Origin of the sequence: Anaeromyxobacter sp. SG66, from assembly GCF_022690805.1 — a bacterium.
GTDB classification, from domain to species: Bacteria; Myxococcota; Myxococcia; order Myxococcales; family Anaeromyxobacteraceae; genus Anaeromyxobacter; species Anaeromyxobacter soli.
On record NZ_JALCZC010000015.1, the window covers coordinates 13,403 to 29,762 of the forward strand.

Here is a 16,360-nt window from a genome sequence, read left to right on the forward strand (position 1 = left end):
AATGCGATATCTGACTACCTGGGCGCGAGGAGCCCGCGCGCCTCACCCACGAGGTAGAGCGAGCCGGCGACGCAGACCACGCCGTCCGGCGCCGCGGCGCCTCGCGCGCAGTCGATCGCCTCGGCGACCGAGCCGTGCACGTCCGCCCGGGCCCCCAGGCGGCGCGCCGCCTCGGCGACCTCGGCCGCGGGCCGCCCCCGCGCGGACGCAGGCGTGACGACGTGCAGCGCCCGGACGGCCGGGACGAGCGCGGCCAGCATGTGCGCGTGGTCCTTGTCGGCGAGCACCCCGAACACGAGCTCGACCGGTCGGCCGGGGTACATCGCCCGGAGCGCGGCGGCGAGGGCGGCGGCGCCGTCCGGGTTGTGTGCGCCGTCGAGCAGCACGCCCGAGAGCTCCTCGAGCCGCCCCGGCCAGCGCGCGGTCGCGATGCCGTGCGCCATCGCCTCGTCCGGAACCGCGACCCCGGCGCGCGCCAGCGCGCGCAGCGCCGCGTGGGCGAGCGCGGCGTTCCCCCGCTGGTGCGGCCCGGAGAGCGCGATCGGGCCCGGGTAGTCGGGGGCGGCCACGACGAACGGCGCGCCGCGCCGCGCCGCCTCCGTCCGCAGCGCCTCGAGCGCCCCGGGCGGCTGGCGCCCGTGCACCACCGCCGGCACGCCGGGCTTGAAGATCCCGGCCTTCTCGAAGGCGATCTGCTCGACGGTGTCGCCGAGGAGCTGCGTGTGGTCGAGGCCGATGGCGGCGATCGCCGTGACGCGCGGCACGATCGCGTTCGTCGCGTCGAAGCGCCCCCCGAGCCCCACCTCCACCACGGCGGCGCCGACGCCCGCGCGCGCGAAGTGGAGGAGGCCGGCGAGCGTCGCGAACTCGAAGTAGGTCAGCCGGTCGCCCTCCTCGCCCGCGTCGTGCCACGGGCAGGCCCGGCGGATCTCCTCGATCGCCGAGGCGAGGTCCAGGTCTCCGATGGGCGCGCCCGCAACCTGGATCCGCTCGTTGAAGCGGACGAGGTGAGGCGAGGTGTAGAGGCCGACCCTGTGGCCGGCGGCCTCGAGGGCGGCGGCGGCCATCGCGCAGGTGGAGCCCTTGCCGTTCGTGCCGCCGACGTGCAGCACGGGGTAGGCGCGCTCCGGACGGCCGAGCGCGTCGAGGGCGCGCTGCATCCGCTCGAGCCCGAAGCGCATCGCGAGCGGCTGCAGCCCGGCGAGGTAGGCGTGGGGATCGGCCATGGCGGTGTGCTAGCGCGCGCCGCGGGACCGCGCCGGGCCGGGCGCGGCCGCTCGCGCGCGGGTCAGCCGAGGAGCGACAGGAGCTGCCCGAGGCGATCCCGCATGTCGTGGCGGTGCACGATGGCGTCGATCATCCCGTGCTCGAGGAGGAACTCGCTGCGCTGGAAGCCCGGCGGCAGCTTCTCCCGGATGGTCTGCTCGATGACGCGGGGCCCGGCGAAGCCGATGAGGGCCTTCGGCTCGGCGATGACGACGTCGCCGAGCCAGGCGAAGCTGGCCGCCACGCCGCCCGTGGTCGGGTGGAGCATCACGGACACGTAGGGCTTCCTGACCGCCCGGAAGCGGTGGAGCGCCGCCGAGGTCTTCGCCATCTGCATGAGGGAGAAGATGCCCTCCTGCATGCGGGCGCCGCCGGTCGAGCTGAAGACGATGGCCGGCAGCCGGCGCTCGAAGGCGCGGTCGAAGACCCGCGTGACCTTCTCGCCGACGACCGAGCCCATCGAGCCGCCCATGAACTCGAACGCGAACGACCCGATCGACACCTGCTGCCCGGCGATCGAGCCCACCCCCGAGATGAACGCGTCCCGCAGCCCGGTGTTCTTGTAGGTGCCCTTCAGGCGGTCGCGGTACTTCTTCGCGTCCACGAAGCCGAGCGGATCCTGCGGGGTGAGATCGGCGTCGAGCTCCTCGAAGGAGCCGGGGTCGAGCACGAGCTCGAACCGGCGGCGGATCGGCAGCGCCTCGTGCTGGCCGCACGATGGGCAGACGTTCCACTCGCGCTCGAGCTCCGCGCGCGCGACCACGCTCTCGCAGCCCTCGCACTTGTGCCAGATGCCCTCGCCCTTGGCGGGCGGCGGCGGCGGGGCGGCGGGGGTCGACTCCCTCGCCTTCACCTTCTTCTGCTTGGAGAACCAGGGCATTTGCGGTGCGTGACCTCGGAAGGAAGTGGTGCTTAGCCGACCTCACGCGCCAGTGTCAACGAACCGCCCGCGACGCGGCGCGGCACGAACGCGGCCGGAAACTGGCGATGACGGATCGCTCCGCTACGATGCCTGCCAGCACTCCGAGCGAAAGCCGCTCCCGATGCGCCTCACCACCGTACTCCTCGCCGCCCTCCTGCTCCTCGCGGTCGCGCTCTAGGCGACGACCCGGAGCAACCGCGCCCCCCGGGCGCGGCCACGACGTGCGCCACGGCGCGCGGCGGCCGGCGTCCGCCCCGTCGCCCTGCCCGGCGCGGGAGCAGCTTGCGGCCGTCGCGCCGTCGCGGTAATGGCCCGCCATGTCCCTGACCTACCGCGACGCGGGCGTCGACATCGACGAGGGCGACCGCCTCGTCGAGCTCATCAAGCCCCACGCCCGTCCCACCCTCCGCCCCGAGGTCCTCGCCGGGATCGGCGGGTTCGGCGGGCTCTTCGCGCTCGACGTGAAGAAGTACCGCGAGCCGGTGCTCGTCTCGGGCACCGACGGCGTCGGGACGAAGCTCAAGGTCGCCTTCGAGGCGAACCGCCACGACACGATCGGCATCGACCTCGTGGCGATGTGCGTGAACGACGTCGCGGTCGTGGGGGCCGAGCCGCTCTTCTTCCTCGACTACTACGGCACGGGGAAGCTGTCCGCCGAGCAGGGCGCCGAGGTGGTGAAGGGCATCGCCGAGGGCTGCCGTCAGGCAGGTTGCGCGCTCATCGGCGGCGAGACCGCGGAGCTGCCCGGCTTCTACGCCCCGGGCGAGTACGACCTCGCGGGCTTCGCGGTGGGCTGCGTGGACCGCTCGCGCATCGTCGACGGCAAGACGGTCGCGAAGGGCGACCTCGTCATCGGCGTCGCCTCGACCGGGCTCCACTCGAACGGCTACTCGCTCGCGCGCAAGGCGCTCCTCGAGAAGAACCCACTCGACCGGCGCCTCGACGCCCTCGGAGGCCGCACGCTCGCGGAGGCGCTCCTCGAGCCGACCCGCATCTACGCCAAGGACGTGCTCGCGCTCCTCGAGGCGGTCCCGGTCAAGGCGTTCTCCCACATCACCGGCGGCGGCCTGCCCGGCAACGTGCCGCGCACGCTGCCCGACGGCACGCGCGCGGTGCTCGAGGAGCGGCGCTGGCCGAGGCCGGCCATCTTCGACCTCGTCGAGCGCGAGGGCGGCGTGCCGCGCGACGAGATGTACCGGACCTTCAACATGGGGCTCGGGCTCGTCGCCGTGGTCGCGCCGGGCGACGAGGCGGCAGCGCACGCCGCGCTGCGCGCGCGCGGCCTCGACGCGTGGACCGTCGGCCAGATCGAGGACGGCACGGGCGAGGCCACCTGCGAGGTGGTGCGGTGATCCGGCTCGGGGTCCTCGCGTCGGGCGGCGGCACGAACCTGCAGGCCATCCTGGACGCCTGCGGGGCAGGCGGCGCCGCACGCCGCGTGGACGCCGAGGTCGCCGTGGTCGTCTCGAACGTCCCGACCGCCGGAGCGCTCGAGCGGGCGCGCCGCGCGGGCGTCGCGACGGAGGTGCTCCCGTCGAAGGGCGTCGCCGATCGCGAGGCCTACGACCTCCGGCTCGTCGAGGTCCTGCGCGCGCACCGGGTCGAGGTCGTGTGCCTCGCCGGCTACATGCGGCTCGTCACGCCCGCCTTCCTGCGCGCCTTCGGCCCGACGCCCGCGTCGCGCGGCTGCCCGCGCGTCCTGAACGTGCACCCCGGCCTGCTGCCGAGCTTCCCGGGGCTCCACGCCCAGCGCCAGTGCGTCGAGTACGGCGCGCGCTTCGCGGGCTGCACCGTGCACTTCGTCGACGAGGGGACGGACACCGGCCCCGTGATCGCGCAGGCCATCGTGCCGGTCCTGCCCGACGACGACGAGGCGGCGCTCGCGGCCCGCATCCTCGAGCAGGAGCACCGGCTCTACCCCCAGGCCATCCAGTGGCTGGCGGCGGGCCGGCTCTCGGTCGAGGGGCGGCGCGTGCGGGTGGAGGGTGCGCGGCTCGCTCCGCCCGGGCCGGTCACGAACCCGCTCGTGGAGCTGGCGTGAAGCGAGCGGCCGGCCGCCCGGCCGCGGAATCGCGGCGGGGTCGAGAAGAGGTTTGGCGCGCGGCCGAACCCGGGTAGACTCCCGCGCCCGTGGCGCAGACCTTCCGTCCTCCCGCAACCCAGCGCATCTACGACGTCTGCGTGGTCGGCTCGCAGCTCGGCGGCGTGGTGGCCGGCGCGCTGCTCGCCCGGCGCGGCCTCCGCGTCCTGCACGTCGCCCACGACGACCCCGGCTTCCACTACGCCGACCAGGGTTACATCCTGCCCTTCGGACCGGCGGTCGTCCCCTCCCCGCGCCAGCTGCCGAGCGCGGAGGCGGTCCTCTCCGAGCTCGGCCTAGCGACCGACTTCTCGCGCGCGCTCGTGCCCTCGGATCCGGACTTCCAGCTCCTCCTGCCGAAGCACCGCGCCGACCTCTCGCGCGATCCCGCCATCCTGCGCACGGAGCTGCGCCGCGAGTGGCCGCAGGAGGCGGAGGCGCTCGAGGCGGCCTTCGCGACGCTCGGGACCCTCTTCGACTTCGCCGGCTTCTTCCTGCGCTCCGCGCCGCCGCTCCCTCCGGACGGGTTCATCGAGCGGCGCGAGGTGAAGAAGGCCATCAAGCTCGCCTCGACCGCGCCGGGCGCGCCGAAGGAGCCGGTGGGCGTCGCGAGGCCGTTCGCAGGGCTCGAGGACCACGAGCTCGCCCAGAGCGTCGCCATCGCGCACCGCTTCCTCACGTACCTCGACGGTGAGCCCTCCCCGCTCTCGCTCGTCCGGCTCCTCGGCGGCGCGTTCCGGGGGACGAGCCGCCTCCCCGGCGGTCAGGGCACGCTGCGCGAGATGGTGCGCCGGCGCATCGCGGAGTCCCGCGGCGAGCTGCGCGGGGGCCCCGGCGAGCCGGCCGTCGCGACCGGGTTCGACATCGAGGGCGGCAAGGTCGAGGCGGTGCGGCTCGCCGACTCCCCGGACGCCCACGTGGCGCGCGCCTTCATCGTGGCCACCGACGCGGACCGCCTCCTCGACCTCCTGCCCGCGGATCTCCGCGAGTCGCGCGCCGTAGAGCCGCTCCGCGGGATTCGCCCGCGGCGTCAGCTCGTCTCGGTGAACCTCGTGGTGAAGCAGGCCGCGCTCCCGCCGGCGCTCGCCGAGAACGTGATCGCGCTGCGCAACGCCTCGGCCGGCGACGGCCTCGACAACGCCGTGTTCCTGCAGGTGCTCCCCGCGCGCCGCGAGGGGCGCAAGGGCCCCGGCGACAAGGGCTCGGGCGGCGAGCCCGTCTCGGACGAGCGCGTCGTCTGCGCGTCGGGGTTCGTCCCCGCCGACGTCCGGAGCCGGCCGGCGCTCCAGCAGGCCGCCTCCAGGATCCGCGAGGCGGTGGCGGACGCGATCCCCTTCTTCGAGCGCCACCTCATCGCCGAGTCGGCGCCCCTGCTCGCCTCTCCCGAGGCCGCCGATCTCCCTCCCGTCCACCCGCTCTACGAGGCCAACCTCGACGAGTTCCTGGGCGTGACCGGCGTGCCGGTGCGCGGCCCCTGGAAGAACCTGTTCTTCGCCGGCCGCGAGGTGCTCCCGGGCCTCGGCATCGAGGGCGAGTTCTACGCGGGGATCCAGGCGGCCGGGCACGTGGCCGCGCTCCTGGGGTCGAAGAACCCGCTCAAGTAGGCGGGATCGCGCGGGTCACGCCCGCACTGCTGCGCGGCGGCGGCGAGCGCCCGCCGCGTGAACCAGCCTCTTGCATTTCCGCCGCCGTTGCGTAATATCCCGCGCTCTTTCGGATTTTCGGAGCAAGCCATGGCACGCCGCTGCGACATCTGTGGGAAGGGCCCGCTCGTCGGGAACAACGTCTCCCACGCGAACAACAAGACGAAGACCCGCTCGATGCCCAACCTCCGCTCGGTCCGGGCGACGGTCGACGGCACCGTGAAGCACGTGCGCGTCTGCACGCGCTGCCTCAAGGCCGGCAAGATCGTGAAGGTCGCCCACGGCGCCTCCCGCGCCGCCGCGCGGGCGTAGCGCGAGGCCGGCCTCGGCCTCCGAGGCGCCTCCCCCGGCCTCGCGCGCGCCACCACGACGCCCGGCGCCGCGCGGTCTCTCCAGTCGTCCGTCCGGTGGGCTGCCGCCCCGAAGCGGTCCGCGCAGCGCGTTGCGCCGCCGCGGGGTGGCGCACCATGGGGGTGCGTGATGGCCAGGGAGAACAGGGCGCTCGCGCCTGCCGAGCTGAGGGACGCGCGCGCGGCGCTGGCCGCAGCGCGTGGGCGCAAGCGGCTCGACGTCATCCTCGACGCGCGCGATCCGCAGGCGCTCGTGCGCGCCCTGCCCGCCGACGAGCTGTACTTCACGATCCGCGACGTGGGCCTCGCCGACGCGGCGTTCATCGTGCAGCTCGCCTCGGCCCAGCAGTTCAAGACCTTCATCGACCTCGACGCCTGGTCGCGGTCGGGGTTCGAGCCGCGCAAGGCGCTGCCGTGGCTCCGCGCCGCGCGCGCCGGGGCGCAGCTCGAGCCGAAGGCCGCCGCCCGCTGGGAGCGGAAGCTCGCCGCGCTCGACCGCGAGGTGCTGTACCTCGTCCTGCGCACGAGCCTGCGCATCCACGACCTCGAGCAGGATCCCGATCCGGAGCTCACGAGCGACCGCTTCATGCGGACGCCCGAGAACAAGTTCGTGATCGAGTTCCTCGTGGACGGCACCGAGTACATGGCGGTGCGCGGCGTCCTCGACGACCTGTACGCCGAGGATCCGTTCGCCGCGACGCGGCTCCTCTCCTCGCTCCGCTGGGACCTCCCGAGCGAGCTCGAGGAGACGGCCCTCCGCTGGCGCGCCGCCCGCCTCGCGGATCTCGGCTACCCGTCCCTCGAGGAGGCCCTCTCGTGGTTCGCGCGCCCGCCGCGGACGCCGGCCGCGGCGCCCGGGCTGGCCGCGCGTCCGCCCGGCTTCTTCCTCGCGACGCTCGCGCAGGCGTCGCTGCTCGACCGCGCGTTCGCCGCGCTCTCGCCCGCGGAGCGCGACGCCGTCGAGCGGCAGATCGTGTCGGCCGCCAACGCCGTCCTCGTCGCCGACGCGGTGGACCCCGGCGACCTCGACGCCGTGCGAGGGGTCTTCCAGGCGGCGCGCGCCTACCTCGAGCTCGGGCTCGAGAAGCTCGCCGGCGGCGACGAGGGCCGCGCGATCGAGGCGCTCGCCGAGACGCCGGTGAAGCGGATCTTCCAGGAGGGGTTCGGGCGCGTGCTCGAGCTGCGCTGGCGCGCCGAGCGGATCCTGTCGGCGGCGGGGGGCCCCGAGCGCTTCCGCTCGCCGCTCTCCGAGATGCTCGCCGCCCTGGTGCACCGGCGGCCTCGGTACTTCCCCGGCATCGAGGCGCCGCCCGAGGAGTGGGGCACCCCGATGGCGGCCGCCTTCGAGCCGCGTCACTTCCGCTCGTCCGAGGACCTCGCCCGCACCGCCGCCGCGCTGGATGCGGCCGAGGCGGAGGCTGCGGGCTGACGGAGCGCGGCGGTCGTGGGGCGGAGCGAAGCGAGCCCGCCGGGGCCGGGGCCGCAGGCCCCGTGTGATCAATCCTCGATGAAGCTCGCCTCGCGGGCCCACGCGAGCGTCTGGTCGATCTGCTCGTCGGAGAGGATGCCGCCGTCGCGCAGGAGCCGCACCTCCGTGCGCATGTCCGTGTCGAGCAGGTACGGGCCGTCGGTGTTGATCGTGAACTTCACCCCGCGCTCCCAGAACCGCCGCAGGATCCCCCCGAGCTCCGCCAGCGACGCGACCGCGCGGGTCGCGAGGTTGGAGCTCGGGCAGATCTCGAGCACGATCCCCCGCTCGCGCAGGAGATCCATCACCCGCTCGTCCTTCGCGGCGCAGATCCCGTGGCCGATCCGCTGGGGCTCGAGCTCCTCCACGACGGCGCGCACCCCCTCGGCGCCCGTCCCGGCGGTCTCCCCGGTGTGCACGGTGGTCTTGAGCCCCGCCGCGCGGGCGCGCGCGAAGAGCTCGCGGTAGCGCTTCACCTCGCGGCCGTCGAGCTCGAGGGCGTTCCGCTCCGTCCCCGCGAGGTCGATCCCGACGACGCCCCGGCGCCGGTACTTGATGGCCTTCTCGACGAGGATCTCGTTGAGGTGCGCGTCGAACTCGCGGGCGAGGCAGAAGATGAGCCCGGCGCGGACGCCGTACTCGAGGAGGGCGCGGTCCATGCCCCGGAGCGCCGCGTGGATGATGTGATCGAGATCGCGCTCGCCGCCGACGTTGCGCTTCATGGGGTTGAAGCGCAGTTCGATGAGCGAGACGCGCGAGGAGCGGTACTCCTTGCCGATGACCTCGTAGACGCTGCGCTCCATCGCCTGCGGCGACGACTGGATCTTCTCCGTCCAGGTGTGCAGGACGGCGAGGTACTCGTCGAGCGACTTCACCTTCCCCGGCCGGGCGGAGACGAGCTCCTTGAACTCCCAGTAGTCGGAGACGGGCAGCTTGAACCCCTGCTCGTGGGCGATCGACCAGAGGACGTGGGGCGCGACCGCCCCGCCGACGTGGATGTGGAGGTCCGCGAGCTCCCTGGGCATGGGGCTCTAATCCTAGGACTGCGACTCGTCCGGCGCGGCGTTCGACGGCGCGCCGAGCCCGAGACCGCACTCCGGGCACTCGGCCTCCTCCCCGCCGCGCACCGCGAACACGTGCCCGCAGGCCGGGCAGGTGAGGTCCCCGTCCTGGTCCAGATCCACGCCCGCCTGGCCCCGGGCCGCGGCCGCCGCGGCCTCGGGATCCTCGAGCAGCTCCGCCCAGTCCCTCCGCAGGAACTCCACCGCGCGCGGGGCCTCGTCCCGCGGCACGTACAGGTTCCAGAGCGGATGGGCGCGCTCCTCGGGGCGCGCCGGCGGGACCTTCTCCATCTCCGGCCCGAGCCCCTCGACCTCGAGGAGCGACATCATCTCGCGCACCGAGGCGTAGCCGGAGCGCGTGACCAGCGCGAGCCCTTCGGCGTCGGCCTCGCACGTGACGCAGTGGCCCGCGTCGTCGAGGGGCGTCGTGCACTTCTCGCACAGCTCTGCCATCGGCGGTTCTCCCGGAGCGCGTCGGCGCGCGACGGGATATTAGCCGGACCCGGTCGCGTTCGCCCCGTGCGCGATCAGCGCCGCGCCGGCCGCGCGGGGTTTCGCGGCGCGTGCTTCGCGACGGCGCGCGAGAGCGATCCCTGGGCCTGCGGCGCGGGCGCCGCCGCGGCGCGCTCGGGCGCGACGACGCGCGGCGGCTCGGCCTGGGTCACGGGCCCCTGCTCGCGGCCGGGGCCGGCCAGCACGGCGAGGGCGAGGAGCGCCGGAGCGAAGAGGAAGCGATACAGGGCCATGGTCGGCCTCCGGGGCGGCGTGCGAGCGGACCGAGGGATGACCCTGACGGTGGGGCGGGCCGGGCTCCGCGCCAAGCGGCCAGGATGGGGGCGCCGCTCCCGGCGGCCTTCGCTATACTGCCGAGCCCTATGATCATCGACGGTAAGCTCATCGCGGCGAAGGTGCGGAGTGAGGTCGCGGAGGCGGTTCGCGCGCTCGTGGCGGTCGGGATCGCCCCCGGCCTCGCGGTGGTGCGGGTCGGCGAAGACCCCGCCTCCGCCATCTACGTGCGCGGAAAGCGCAAGGACTGCGAGGAGGTCGGGATCCGCTCCGTGGAGCACCACCTCCCCGCCACGACGTCGCAGGCCGACCTGCTCGCGCTCGTCGGCCGGCTCAACGCCGACCCGACCATCCACGGCATCCTGGTCCAGCTCCCCCTCCCCAAGCACCTCGACGAGCGCACCGTCCTCGACGCGATCGATCCCCGCAAGGACGCGGACGGCTTCCACCCGTTCAACGTCGGCGCGCTCTCGATCGGCATCCCCGGCACGCCGCGCCCGTGCACCCCCGCCGGCGTGATGCGGCTCCTCGAGGAGGCCAAGGTGGACCCGAAGGGCAAGCGCGCCCTCGTCGTCGGCCGCTCCAACATCGTCGGCAAGCCCATGGCCGCGATGCTGCTCGAGAAGCACGCCACGGTGACGATCGCCCACTCGCGCACGCAGGATCTCGCCGGCGAGGTCGCCCGCGCCGACATCCTCGTCGCGGCCATCGGCAAGGCCGAGCTCGTCCGGGGTGACTGGGTCCGCGAGGGCGCGGTCGTGATCGACGTCGGCATGAACCGGCTCGAGGACGGGCGGCTCGTGGGCGACGTGGAGTACGCGGGGGCCGCGCGGCGCGCCTCCGCGATCACGCCCGTGCCGGGCGGCGTCGGGCCGATGACCCGCGCCATGCTGCTCGTCAACACGATCGACCTCGCGAGGGCGCGCGCGCGGTGATCCGGGCCCGGCTCGCCGCGGCGCTCGTCGCGCTCACGCTCGCGGCCGGCGGCTGCGGATCGAGCCCGACGTTCACCGTCCGCTCCGAGCGCGCGCGCCGGCCGGGGCCCGCCCCCGAGCTCGCCGGACCGTTCCTGCGCGTCCTCCACCTCGCCGACTTCGGGGACGGGACCGACCAGCAGCGCGAGGTCGCCCGCGCCGTGTCCTCGGCCCACCGGAGGTCGCCCTTCGCGCTCGCCCTCTTCCCGGGCGACGACGTCTACCCGTGCGGCCCGAGCACGACCGTGCCCGGGGCGTCCGCCTGCGCCTTCGGCGCCGACGGCAACACCCTCGCCCCCGGCTTCGCGGCGCCCGCGGACCCCGGGTTCGCTCGCCACGAGGGGCCGCTCTCGACCCTCGCCGGCACGCCGGCGGCGGAGGTCTACCTCGCGCTCGGCAACCACGACGTGGCGTCCGGCGGGAGCTGCAGCCAGGGCGGGGACCCCGTCGCCGAGGGTCGGCTCAAGGCCTGCCTCGAGGTCGCGCACCGGTCGCCGCTCTGGCAGATGCCGGCGCGGCACTACGCGCTCGATCGCGGCGCGGCCCGCTTCCTCGTGGTCGACACGAACCTCGTGAAGGGCGCGTACGGCGGGTTCGCGCTCGACGACGAGGTCGCCTTCGTGCGCGAGGAGGCGCCCGGCTGCCGGGCCGACGCCTGCGACGCGGAGCCCGGCGGCTGCGACAAGCCCTGGTGCTTCCTCGTCGGCCACCACCCGCCGGTCGCCGCCGGCGGGCACCGCACCGACGCGACGCCCGACTACCTCGCGCGGATGGACCGGCTCCTCGCCGCGGGCGGGGGACGCGTCCGCGCCTTCCTCGCCGGGCACGATCACGATCTCCAGCACCTCCGCGCGCCGAGCGGCCTCGACGTGCTCGTCTCGGGGAACGGAGCGCGGGGCCGCCCGTCGGAGCGGTTCGACACCGCGTCGGTCCCGGGCACCGAGGTGATCTTCGCGTCGGTGCGGTGGGGGTTCGGCGTGCTCGAGGTCGCGCGGGCGGGCTGGCGCTACCGCTTCGAGGACGACGGCGGCGCACCGCTCTACTGCTGCGCGGCCGTGGGCGCGGGACGCTGCGAGCCCGTCGCCTGCCCCTGATACGCCTCGAGTGCGAGCGCCGCGAGCGCGCCCGTTCCGGGGGGCGCGGGGCGCCTCCGCCATTCCTGCCTTGCGGACCCTTCGCGGGAGCGGTAGTCCAAGGGCGCGTCCCCGCGAGATCTTCCGCCGGTCCCGGCGCGCTTGACCCGACAGTCGACCCCGATAGAATCCGCCCGCCCTTCCGGTCCCCGAGGCGCCCCATGGCCCAGCGAACGCCCCTCTTCGAAACGCATGTCCGTTCCGGCGCGCGGATGGTGGACTTCGCCGGCTGGGAGATGCCCGTCCAGTACGCCGGCATCCTGGAGGAGCACGAGGCGGTCCGCACGCGCGTCGGCCTGTTCGACGTGTCGCACATGGGCGAGGTCGTGTTCCGCGGCCCGCGCGCCCTCGAGGCGCTGAACCGGCTCTTCACGAACGACCTCTCGAAGGTCGCGGACGGCCAGGCGCAGTACGGCTGCCTCTGCCGCGAGTCCGGCGGGATCGTCGACGACGTGGTCGTGTACCGCCGCGCGGCCGACGACCTGCTCGTGTGCGTGAACGCGGGCAACCGGCAGAAGGACTTCGACTGGCTGTCCGGCCACCCGGGCGGAGCGGACGTGAAGAACGAGTCCGACGACTGGGCCCAGCTCGCGCTGCAGGGGCCGCGCGCCGCGCAGCTCCTCCAGCGGCTCACGCCGCTCGATCTCATGCCCATCCGCTCCTACCGCTTCGCCCAGGGCGAGGTCGCGGGCGTGCCCTGCCTCGTCGCGCGCACGGGCTACACCGGCGAGGACGGCTTCGAGCTCTTCTGCCCCCCCGCCGCCGCGCCGCGCCTGTGGGACGCGCTCCTCGACGCAGGCCAGGCCGAGGGCATCCAGCCGTGCGGCCTCGGCGCGCGCGACTCGCTCCGGCTCGAGATGGCCTACCGGCTCTACGGCTCGGACATGGACGACGGCACGACGCCGCTCGAGGCCGGCCTGGGCTGGGTGGTGAAGCTCGACAAGGGCGAGTTCATCGGGCGCGACGCGCTCGTCCGCCAGAAGGAGCAGGGCCTCGCGCGGAAGCTCGTCGGCTTCGTGCTGACCGACGCGGGGATCGCGCGCCACGGGTATCCGGTGGTGCAGGACGGGCGGAAGGTCGGCGAGGTGACGAGCGGGACGAAGAGCCCGTCGCTCAAGACCTCGATCGGCCTCGCCTACGTCCCGCCGGCGCTCGCCGCGGAGGGCTCGACCTTCGGCGTCGAGATCCGCGGCCGCGCCGCCGCGGCGAAGGTCGTGAAGACGCCGTTCTACACGCGGAAGTGACCGAGGAGAGGGACGCCATGGAAATCCCCGACACCCTGAAGTACACGCGCGAGCACGAGTGGGCCCGGACGAAGGGCACGCAGGTCGTCATCGGGATCACCGACTTCGCCCAGGATCAGCTCGGCGACGTCGTGTTCGTGGAGCTGCCCGACGTCGGGGACACGGTGAAGAAGGGGGAGTCGTTCGGGGTCGTCGAGTCGACCAAGGCCGTCTCCGAGCTCTTCGCCCCGCTCTCCGGCAAGGTCGTCGAGGTCAACGACCCGCTGGCCGACGCGCCCGAGACGATCAACGACGATCCGTACGAGGAGGGCTGGATGATCGTCGTCGAGCCCTCCGATCCGAAGGAGCTCGAGGCGCTCATGGACGCGAAGGCGTACCGCGCGTTCGTCGAGGAGCAGGAGTAGGCGTCCGCCGCCCGGCGGGCGTCGTCACCGAGACATTCGCGGGCGGCCGTCCCGGGACGGGTTCGCGCGCGCCACAGGAGTCCGCGCCTTGCGCTACCACCCGCACACGCCCGAGGACGTCCGGGCGATGCTCGACGCCATCGGGGCGGAGAGCCTCGACGCCCTGTTCCGCTCGATCCCGGAGCGGCTGCGCCTCTCCCGCCCGCTCGACCTGCCGCCCGCGGCGGACGAGGTCACGCTCTTCTCCGAGCTCCGCGCGCTCGCCGCGCGCAACGACACCGCGCACCCGCCGTTCGTCGGCGCCGGCTGCTACCCGCACCACGTCCCGCCGGTCGTCGACCAGCTCCTGCTCCGCGGCGAGTTCTTCACCGCCTACACGCCGTACCAGCCGGAGGTCTCGCAGGGCACGCTGCAGGCGCTCTTCGAGTGGCAGACGTTCGTGTGCCTCCTCACCGGCATGGACGTCTCGAACGCCTCCATGTACGACGGCGCGACCGCGATGGCCGAGGCGGCCCTCATGGCCACGCGGGTGACGGGGCGCAGCAAGATCGTGGTCTCGGCCGCGGTCCACCCCGAGTACCGCAAGGTCCTCGCGACCTACCTGCGGTCCACGGGCGACGAGATCGCGACCGTGCCGTTCGGCCCGGACGGACGGACCGACCTCGCCGCGCTCGAGAAGGCGGTGGACGGCGGGACCGCCGCCGTCATCGTGGGCTACCCGAGCTTCCTCGGCGTCGTGGACGCGCTCCCGGAGGCCGCCGCCATCGCGAAGCGGGCCGGCGCGCTCACCATCTCCGTGACCGCCGAGGCGGTCGCGCTGGGCCTCCTCCAGGCGCCGGGCGCGCTCGGCGCCGACGTCGCGGTGGGGACCTTCCAGAGCTTCGGCAACCCGCTCGCCTTCGGCGGCCCTGCGCCGGGCTTCTTCGCGCTGCGCGAGCAGTTCGTCCGGCAGATGCCGGGCCGCGTCTGCGGCGCGACGGTGGACAAGCACGGCCGCCGCGGCTTCGTCCTCACCCTCTCCACGCGCGAGCAGCACATCCGGCGGGAGAAGGCGACCTCCAACATCTGCACGAACTCCGGCCTCAGCGCCCTCGCCGCGACGATCCACCTGTCGCTCCTCGGCAAGAAGGGGCTCACCGAGCTCGCGCGGCTCAACTTCACGCGCGCGCGGCTGCTGAAGGACGCGCTCGGGCGCGCCGGGATCTCCCCGGTGTTCTCCGCGCCGTCGTTCAACGAGCTGGCCTTCGACGTCGGGGACGCCGAGGCGGCGGTGGCGCGCCTCGCGAAGCGCGGCATCGCCGCCGGCGCGCCGCTCGCGCGCTGGTACCCGGAGCTCCGCGGGGCCAAGGGCGCGCTCCTCTGCGTCGCGACCGAGCTGCACACCCCCGAGCTCATCGAGCTCTTCGCGCAGGCGGTGAAGGGATAGCCATGGGAAACCCCACCGGCTGGAAGCCCAGCATGGAGAAGGACGCGAAGGTGACGGCGACGGCGCACGCGGAGGTCGGCGCGGGCGGCGCGACGCGCGGGCTCGTGCACGAGGAGCAGCTCCTGTTCGAGCGCGGCTCGACCGGCCGGAGCGGCGTGTCGCTGCCCGCTGCGGGCGGCGACTTCGACCCGGCCCGCGAGCTCCCGGCCGCGCTGCTGCGCGACGGCGTCGAGGGCATGCCGGAGGTCTCCGAGCTCGAGGTGGTCCGCCACTTCACGCGGATGTCCTCCTGGAACCACGGGATCGACACCGGCTTCTACCCGCTCGGCTCCTGCACCATGAAGTACAACCCGAGGTCGAGCGAGGCGCTCGCGCGCCTGCCGGGCTTCGCCAACGTGCATCCGCTCGCGCCCGCGGAGCTCGCGCAGGGGGCGCTCGAGCTCATGTACCGGCTCGAGCGGGCGCTCTCGGAGATCGCCGGCTTCGACCAGACGACGCTCGTCCCCGCGGCCGGGGCCCAGGGCGAGCTGTGCGGGCTCATGCTCATCCGCGCCTACCACCAGGCGCACGGCAACCCGCGCAAGAAGGTGCTCATCCCCGACACCGCGCACGGGACGAACCCGGCCTCCTCGGCGCTGAACGGCTACGACGTCGTGCAGCTCGCGTCGGGCGCGGACGGCCGGCTCCACCCGGAGACGGTCGCGGCGGCGATGGACGAGGACGTCGCCGCGATCATGATCACGAACCCCAACACGCTCGGGATCTTCGAGAGCAACATCGCGGAGATCGCCGAGATCGTGCACGCCAAGGGCGGCCTGGTGTACGGCGACGGCGCGAACATGAACGCGCTGCTCGGCGTCGCGCGCCCGGGCGACATGGGCTTCGACGTCATGCAGTACAACCTGCACAAGACGTTCGCGACGCCGCACGGCGGGGGCGGCCCGGGCTCCGGGCCCGTCGCGGTCAAGGCGAAGCTCGCGCCCTTCCTTCCCCTGCCCGTCGTCGTGAAGGAGGGCGAGCGGTACCGCCTCCTCGTCGAGCCGAAGGAGCGGCCGCAGACGATCGGGAAGCTCCGCGAGTTCTGGGGCAACTTCGGGATGTTCGTCCGCGCCTGGGCCCTCATCCGCGAGTACGGCCCGGAGGGCGTCGCCGAGACCGGGAAGCTCGCGGTGCTGAACGCCAACTACGTCCGCAAGCTCCTGCAGGGCACCTACAACCTCCCCTACGAGACGGACTCGCTCCACGAGGTGGTCTTCGACGACAAGCTGCAGAAGGTTCACGGCGTCACGACGATGGACGTCGCGAAGCGGCTCATCGACCACGGCTTCCATCCGCCCACGGTCTACTTCCCGCTCGTCGTCTCCGGCGCGCTCATGATCGAGCCGACGGAGACCGAGTCGAAGGAGACGCTCGAGCGCTTCTGCACCGCGATGAAGGCGATCGCCGAGGAGGCGCAGGCGGATCCCGAGGCGGTGAAGGCGGCGCCGACCCGGCCCTTCCGCGCCCGGCTCGACGAGACGCGCGCCGCCCGCAAGCCGATCCTGCGGTGGCGCCCCGGGATGAAGGTGGAGTGACGGCGGGCCGGCACCCCGCGGCCTCGGCC

At 74.1% G+C, this 16,360-nt stretch carries 16 protein-coding genes; 11 read left to right on the top strand and 5 right to left on the bottom strand.

The features are described 5' to 3' along the window. Window positions 1-14 precede the first annotated feature (14 nt). Both MNZ39_RS06825 and accD read right to left on the bottom strand, forming a co-directional pair. Window positions 15-1,226, bottom strand: a complete 1,212-nt coding sequence (locus MNZ39_RS06825; protein ID WP_242336484.1) for a folylpolyglutamate synthase/dihydrofolate synthase family protein — start codon at window positions 1,224-1,226, stop codon at window positions 15-17. Window positions 1,227-1,288: 62 nt separating this feature from the next. Next, window positions 1,289-2,146: an acetyl-CoA carboxylase, carboxyltransferase subunit beta gene (gene accD, locus MNZ39_RS06830; protein WP_242336487.1), complete on the bottom strand. Its 858-nt coding sequence runs from the start codon at window positions 2,144-2,146 to the stop codon at window positions 1,289-1,291. Window positions 2,147-2,505: 359 nt separating this feature from the next. On the opposite strand from accD, the gene purM reads away from it, so the two are divergent. From purM to MNZ39_RS06855, 5 genes are all read left to right on the top strand, one after another. Continuing rightward, window positions 2,506-3,540: a phosphoribosylformylglycinamidine cyclo-ligase gene (gene purM, locus MNZ39_RS06835; RefSeq protein ID WP_242336490.1), complete on the top strand. Its 1,035-nt coding sequence runs from the start codon at window positions 2,506-2,508 to the stop codon at window positions 3,538-3,540. Beyond that, window positions 3,537-4,229, top strand: coding sequence for a phosphoribosylglycinamide formyltransferase (purN, locus tag MNZ39_RS06840; RefSeq protein ID WP_242336493.1), 693 nt, complete (start codon window positions 3,537-3,539; stop codon window positions 4,227-4,229). The genes purM and purN overlap by 4 nt, the downstream gene beginning before the upstream one ends. A gap of 89 nt (window positions 4,230-4,318) precedes the next feature. Beyond that, window positions 4,319-5,872, top strand: coding sequence for an NAD(P)-binding protein (locus MNZ39_RS06845; protein ID WP_242336496.1), 1,554 nt, complete (start codon window positions 4,319-4,321; stop codon window positions 5,870-5,872). 129 nt (window positions 5,873-6,001) lie between these two features. After that, window positions 6,002-6,223: a 50S ribosomal protein L28 gene (gene rpmB / locus MNZ39_RS06850; RefSeq protein ID WP_242336499.1), complete on the top strand. Its 222-nt coding sequence runs from the start codon at window positions 6,002-6,004 to the stop codon at window positions 6,221-6,223. A 168-nt stretch (window positions 6,224-6,391) separates the two neighbouring features. Beyond that, window positions 6,392-7,690 carry a DUF6178 family protein gene (locus MNZ39_RS06855; RefSeq protein ID WP_242336502.1) on the top strand — a complete coding sequence of 433 codons (1,299 nt, stop codon included), beginning with the start codon at window positions 6,392-6,394 and terminating at the stop codon, window positions 7,688-7,690. A 68-nt stretch (window positions 7,691-7,758) separates the two neighbouring features. Here the strand turns inward: MNZ39_RS06855 and add are convergent, their stop codons facing one another. The 3 genes from add to MNZ39_RS06870 all read right to left on the bottom strand — a co-directional run bounded on the left by add (window position 7,759) and on the right by MNZ39_RS06870 (window position 9,536). Next, window positions 7,759-8,754 (bottom strand): adenosine deaminase, encoded by a 996-nt coding sequence (add, locus tag MNZ39_RS06860; RefSeq protein ID WP_242336505.1) that lies wholly within the window; start codon window positions 8,752-8,754, stop codon window positions 7,759-7,761. A gap of 12 nt (window positions 8,755-8,766) precedes the next feature. Continuing rightward, window positions 8,767-9,243 (bottom strand): hypothetical protein, encoded by a 477-nt coding sequence (locus MNZ39_RS06865; protein WP_242336507.1) that lies wholly within the window; start codon window positions 9,241-9,243, stop codon window positions 8,767-8,769. Window positions 9,244-9,317: 74 nt separating this feature from the next. Next, window positions 9,318-9,536, bottom strand: a complete 219-nt coding sequence (locus MNZ39_RS06870; RefSeq protein ID WP_242336510.1) for a hypothetical protein — start codon at window positions 9,534-9,536, stop codon at window positions 9,318-9,320. 129 nt (window positions 9,537-9,665) lie between these two features. On the opposite strand from MNZ39_RS06870, the gene folD reads away from it, so the two are divergent. The 6 genes from folD to gcvPB all read left to right on the top strand — a co-directional run bounded on the left by folD (window position 9,666) and on the right by gcvPB (window position 16,331). Beyond that, a complete protein-coding gene (gene folD / locus MNZ39_RS06875) occupies window positions 9,666-10,511 on the top strand; it encodes a bifunctional methylenetetrahydrofolate dehydrogenase/methenyltetrahydrofolate cyclohydrolase FolD (RefSeq protein WP_242336513.1) in 846 nt (281 codons plus the stop codon). Further along, on the top strand, window positions 10,508-11,644 hold the full coding sequence (locus MNZ39_RS06880; protein ID WP_242336516.1) for a metallophosphoesterase: 1,137 nt from the start codon (window positions 10,508-10,510) through the stop codon (window positions 11,642-11,644). Before folD ends, MNZ39_RS06880 begins: the two co-directional genes overlap by 4 nt. A gap of 200 nt (window positions 11,645-11,844) precedes the next feature. Then, a complete protein-coding gene (gene gcvT, locus MNZ39_RS06885; RefSeq protein ID WP_242336519.1) occupies window positions 11,845-12,927 on the top strand; it encodes a glycine cleavage system aminomethyltransferase GcvT in 1,083 nt (360 codons plus the stop codon). 17 nt (window positions 12,928-12,944) lie between these two features. Continuing rightward, window positions 12,945-13,331 carry a glycine cleavage system protein GcvH gene (gene gcvH / locus MNZ39_RS06890; RefSeq protein WP_242336522.1) on the top strand — a complete coding sequence of 129 codons (387 nt, stop codon included), beginning with the start codon at window positions 12,945-12,947 and terminating at the stop codon, window positions 13,329-13,331. An 88-nt stretch (window positions 13,332-13,419) separates the two neighbouring features. Continuing rightward, window positions 13,420-14,757 carry an aminomethyl-transferring glycine dehydrogenase subunit GcvPA gene (gcvPA, locus tag MNZ39_RS06895; protein WP_242336525.1) on the top strand — a complete coding sequence of 446 codons (1,338 nt, stop codon included), beginning with the start codon at window positions 13,420-13,422 and terminating at the stop codon, window positions 14,755-14,757. A 2-nt stretch (window positions 14,758-14,759) separates the two neighbouring features. After that, a complete protein-coding gene (gene gcvPB / locus MNZ39_RS06900) occupies window positions 14,760-16,331 on the top strand; it encodes an aminomethyl-transferring glycine dehydrogenase subunit GcvPB (protein WP_242336528.1) in 1,572 nt (523 codons plus the stop codon). The last annotated feature ends 29 nt before the right edge of the window (window positions 16,332-16,360 follow it).

Coding starts and splice junctions, on each gene's coding strand:
- MNZ39_RS06825 (WP_242336484.1), bottom strand. CDS start 1,226: ATGGCCGATCCCCACGCCTACCTCGCCGGGCTGCAGCCGCTCGCGATG.
- accD (WP_242336487.1), bottom strand. CDS start 2,146: ATGCCCTGGTTCTCCAAGCAGAAGAAGGTGAAGGCGAGGGAGTCGACC.
- purM (WP_242336490.1), top strand. CDS start 2,506: ATGTCCCTGACCTACCGCGACGCGGGCGTCGACATCGACGAGGGCGAC.
- rpmB (WP_242336499.1), top strand. CDS start 6,002: ATGGCACGCCGCTGCGACATCTGTGGGAAGGGCCCGCTCGTCGGGAAC.
- MNZ39_RS06855 (WP_242336502.1), top strand. CDS start 6,392: ATGGCCAGGGAGAACAGGGCGCTCGCGCCTGCCGAGCTGAGGGACGCG.
- add (WP_242336505.1), bottom strand. CDS start 8,754: ATGCCCAGGGAGCTCGCGGACCTCCACATCCACGTCGGCGGGGCGGTC.
- MNZ39_RS06865 (WP_242336507.1), bottom strand. CDS start 9,243: ATGGCAGAGCTGTGCGAGAAGTGCACGACGCCCCTCGACGACGCGGGC.
- MNZ39_RS06870 (WP_242336510.1), bottom strand. CDS start 9,536: ATGGCCCTGTATCGCTTCCTCTTCGCTCCGGCGCTCCTCGCCCTCGCC.
- folD (WP_242336513.1), top strand. CDS start 9,666: ATGATCATCGACGGTAAGCTCATCGCGGCGAAGGTGCGGAGTGAGGTC.
- gcvT (WP_242336519.1), top strand. CDS start 11,845: ATGGCCCAGCGAACGCCCCTCTTCGAAACGCATGTCCGTTCCGGCGCG.
- gcvH (WP_242336522.1), top strand. CDS start 12,945: ATGGAAATCCCCGACACCCTGAAGTACACGCGCGAGCACGAGTGGGCC.
- gcvPB (WP_242336528.1), top strand. CDS start 14,760: ATGGGAAACCCCACCGGCTGGAAGCCCAGCATGGAGAAGGACGCGAAG.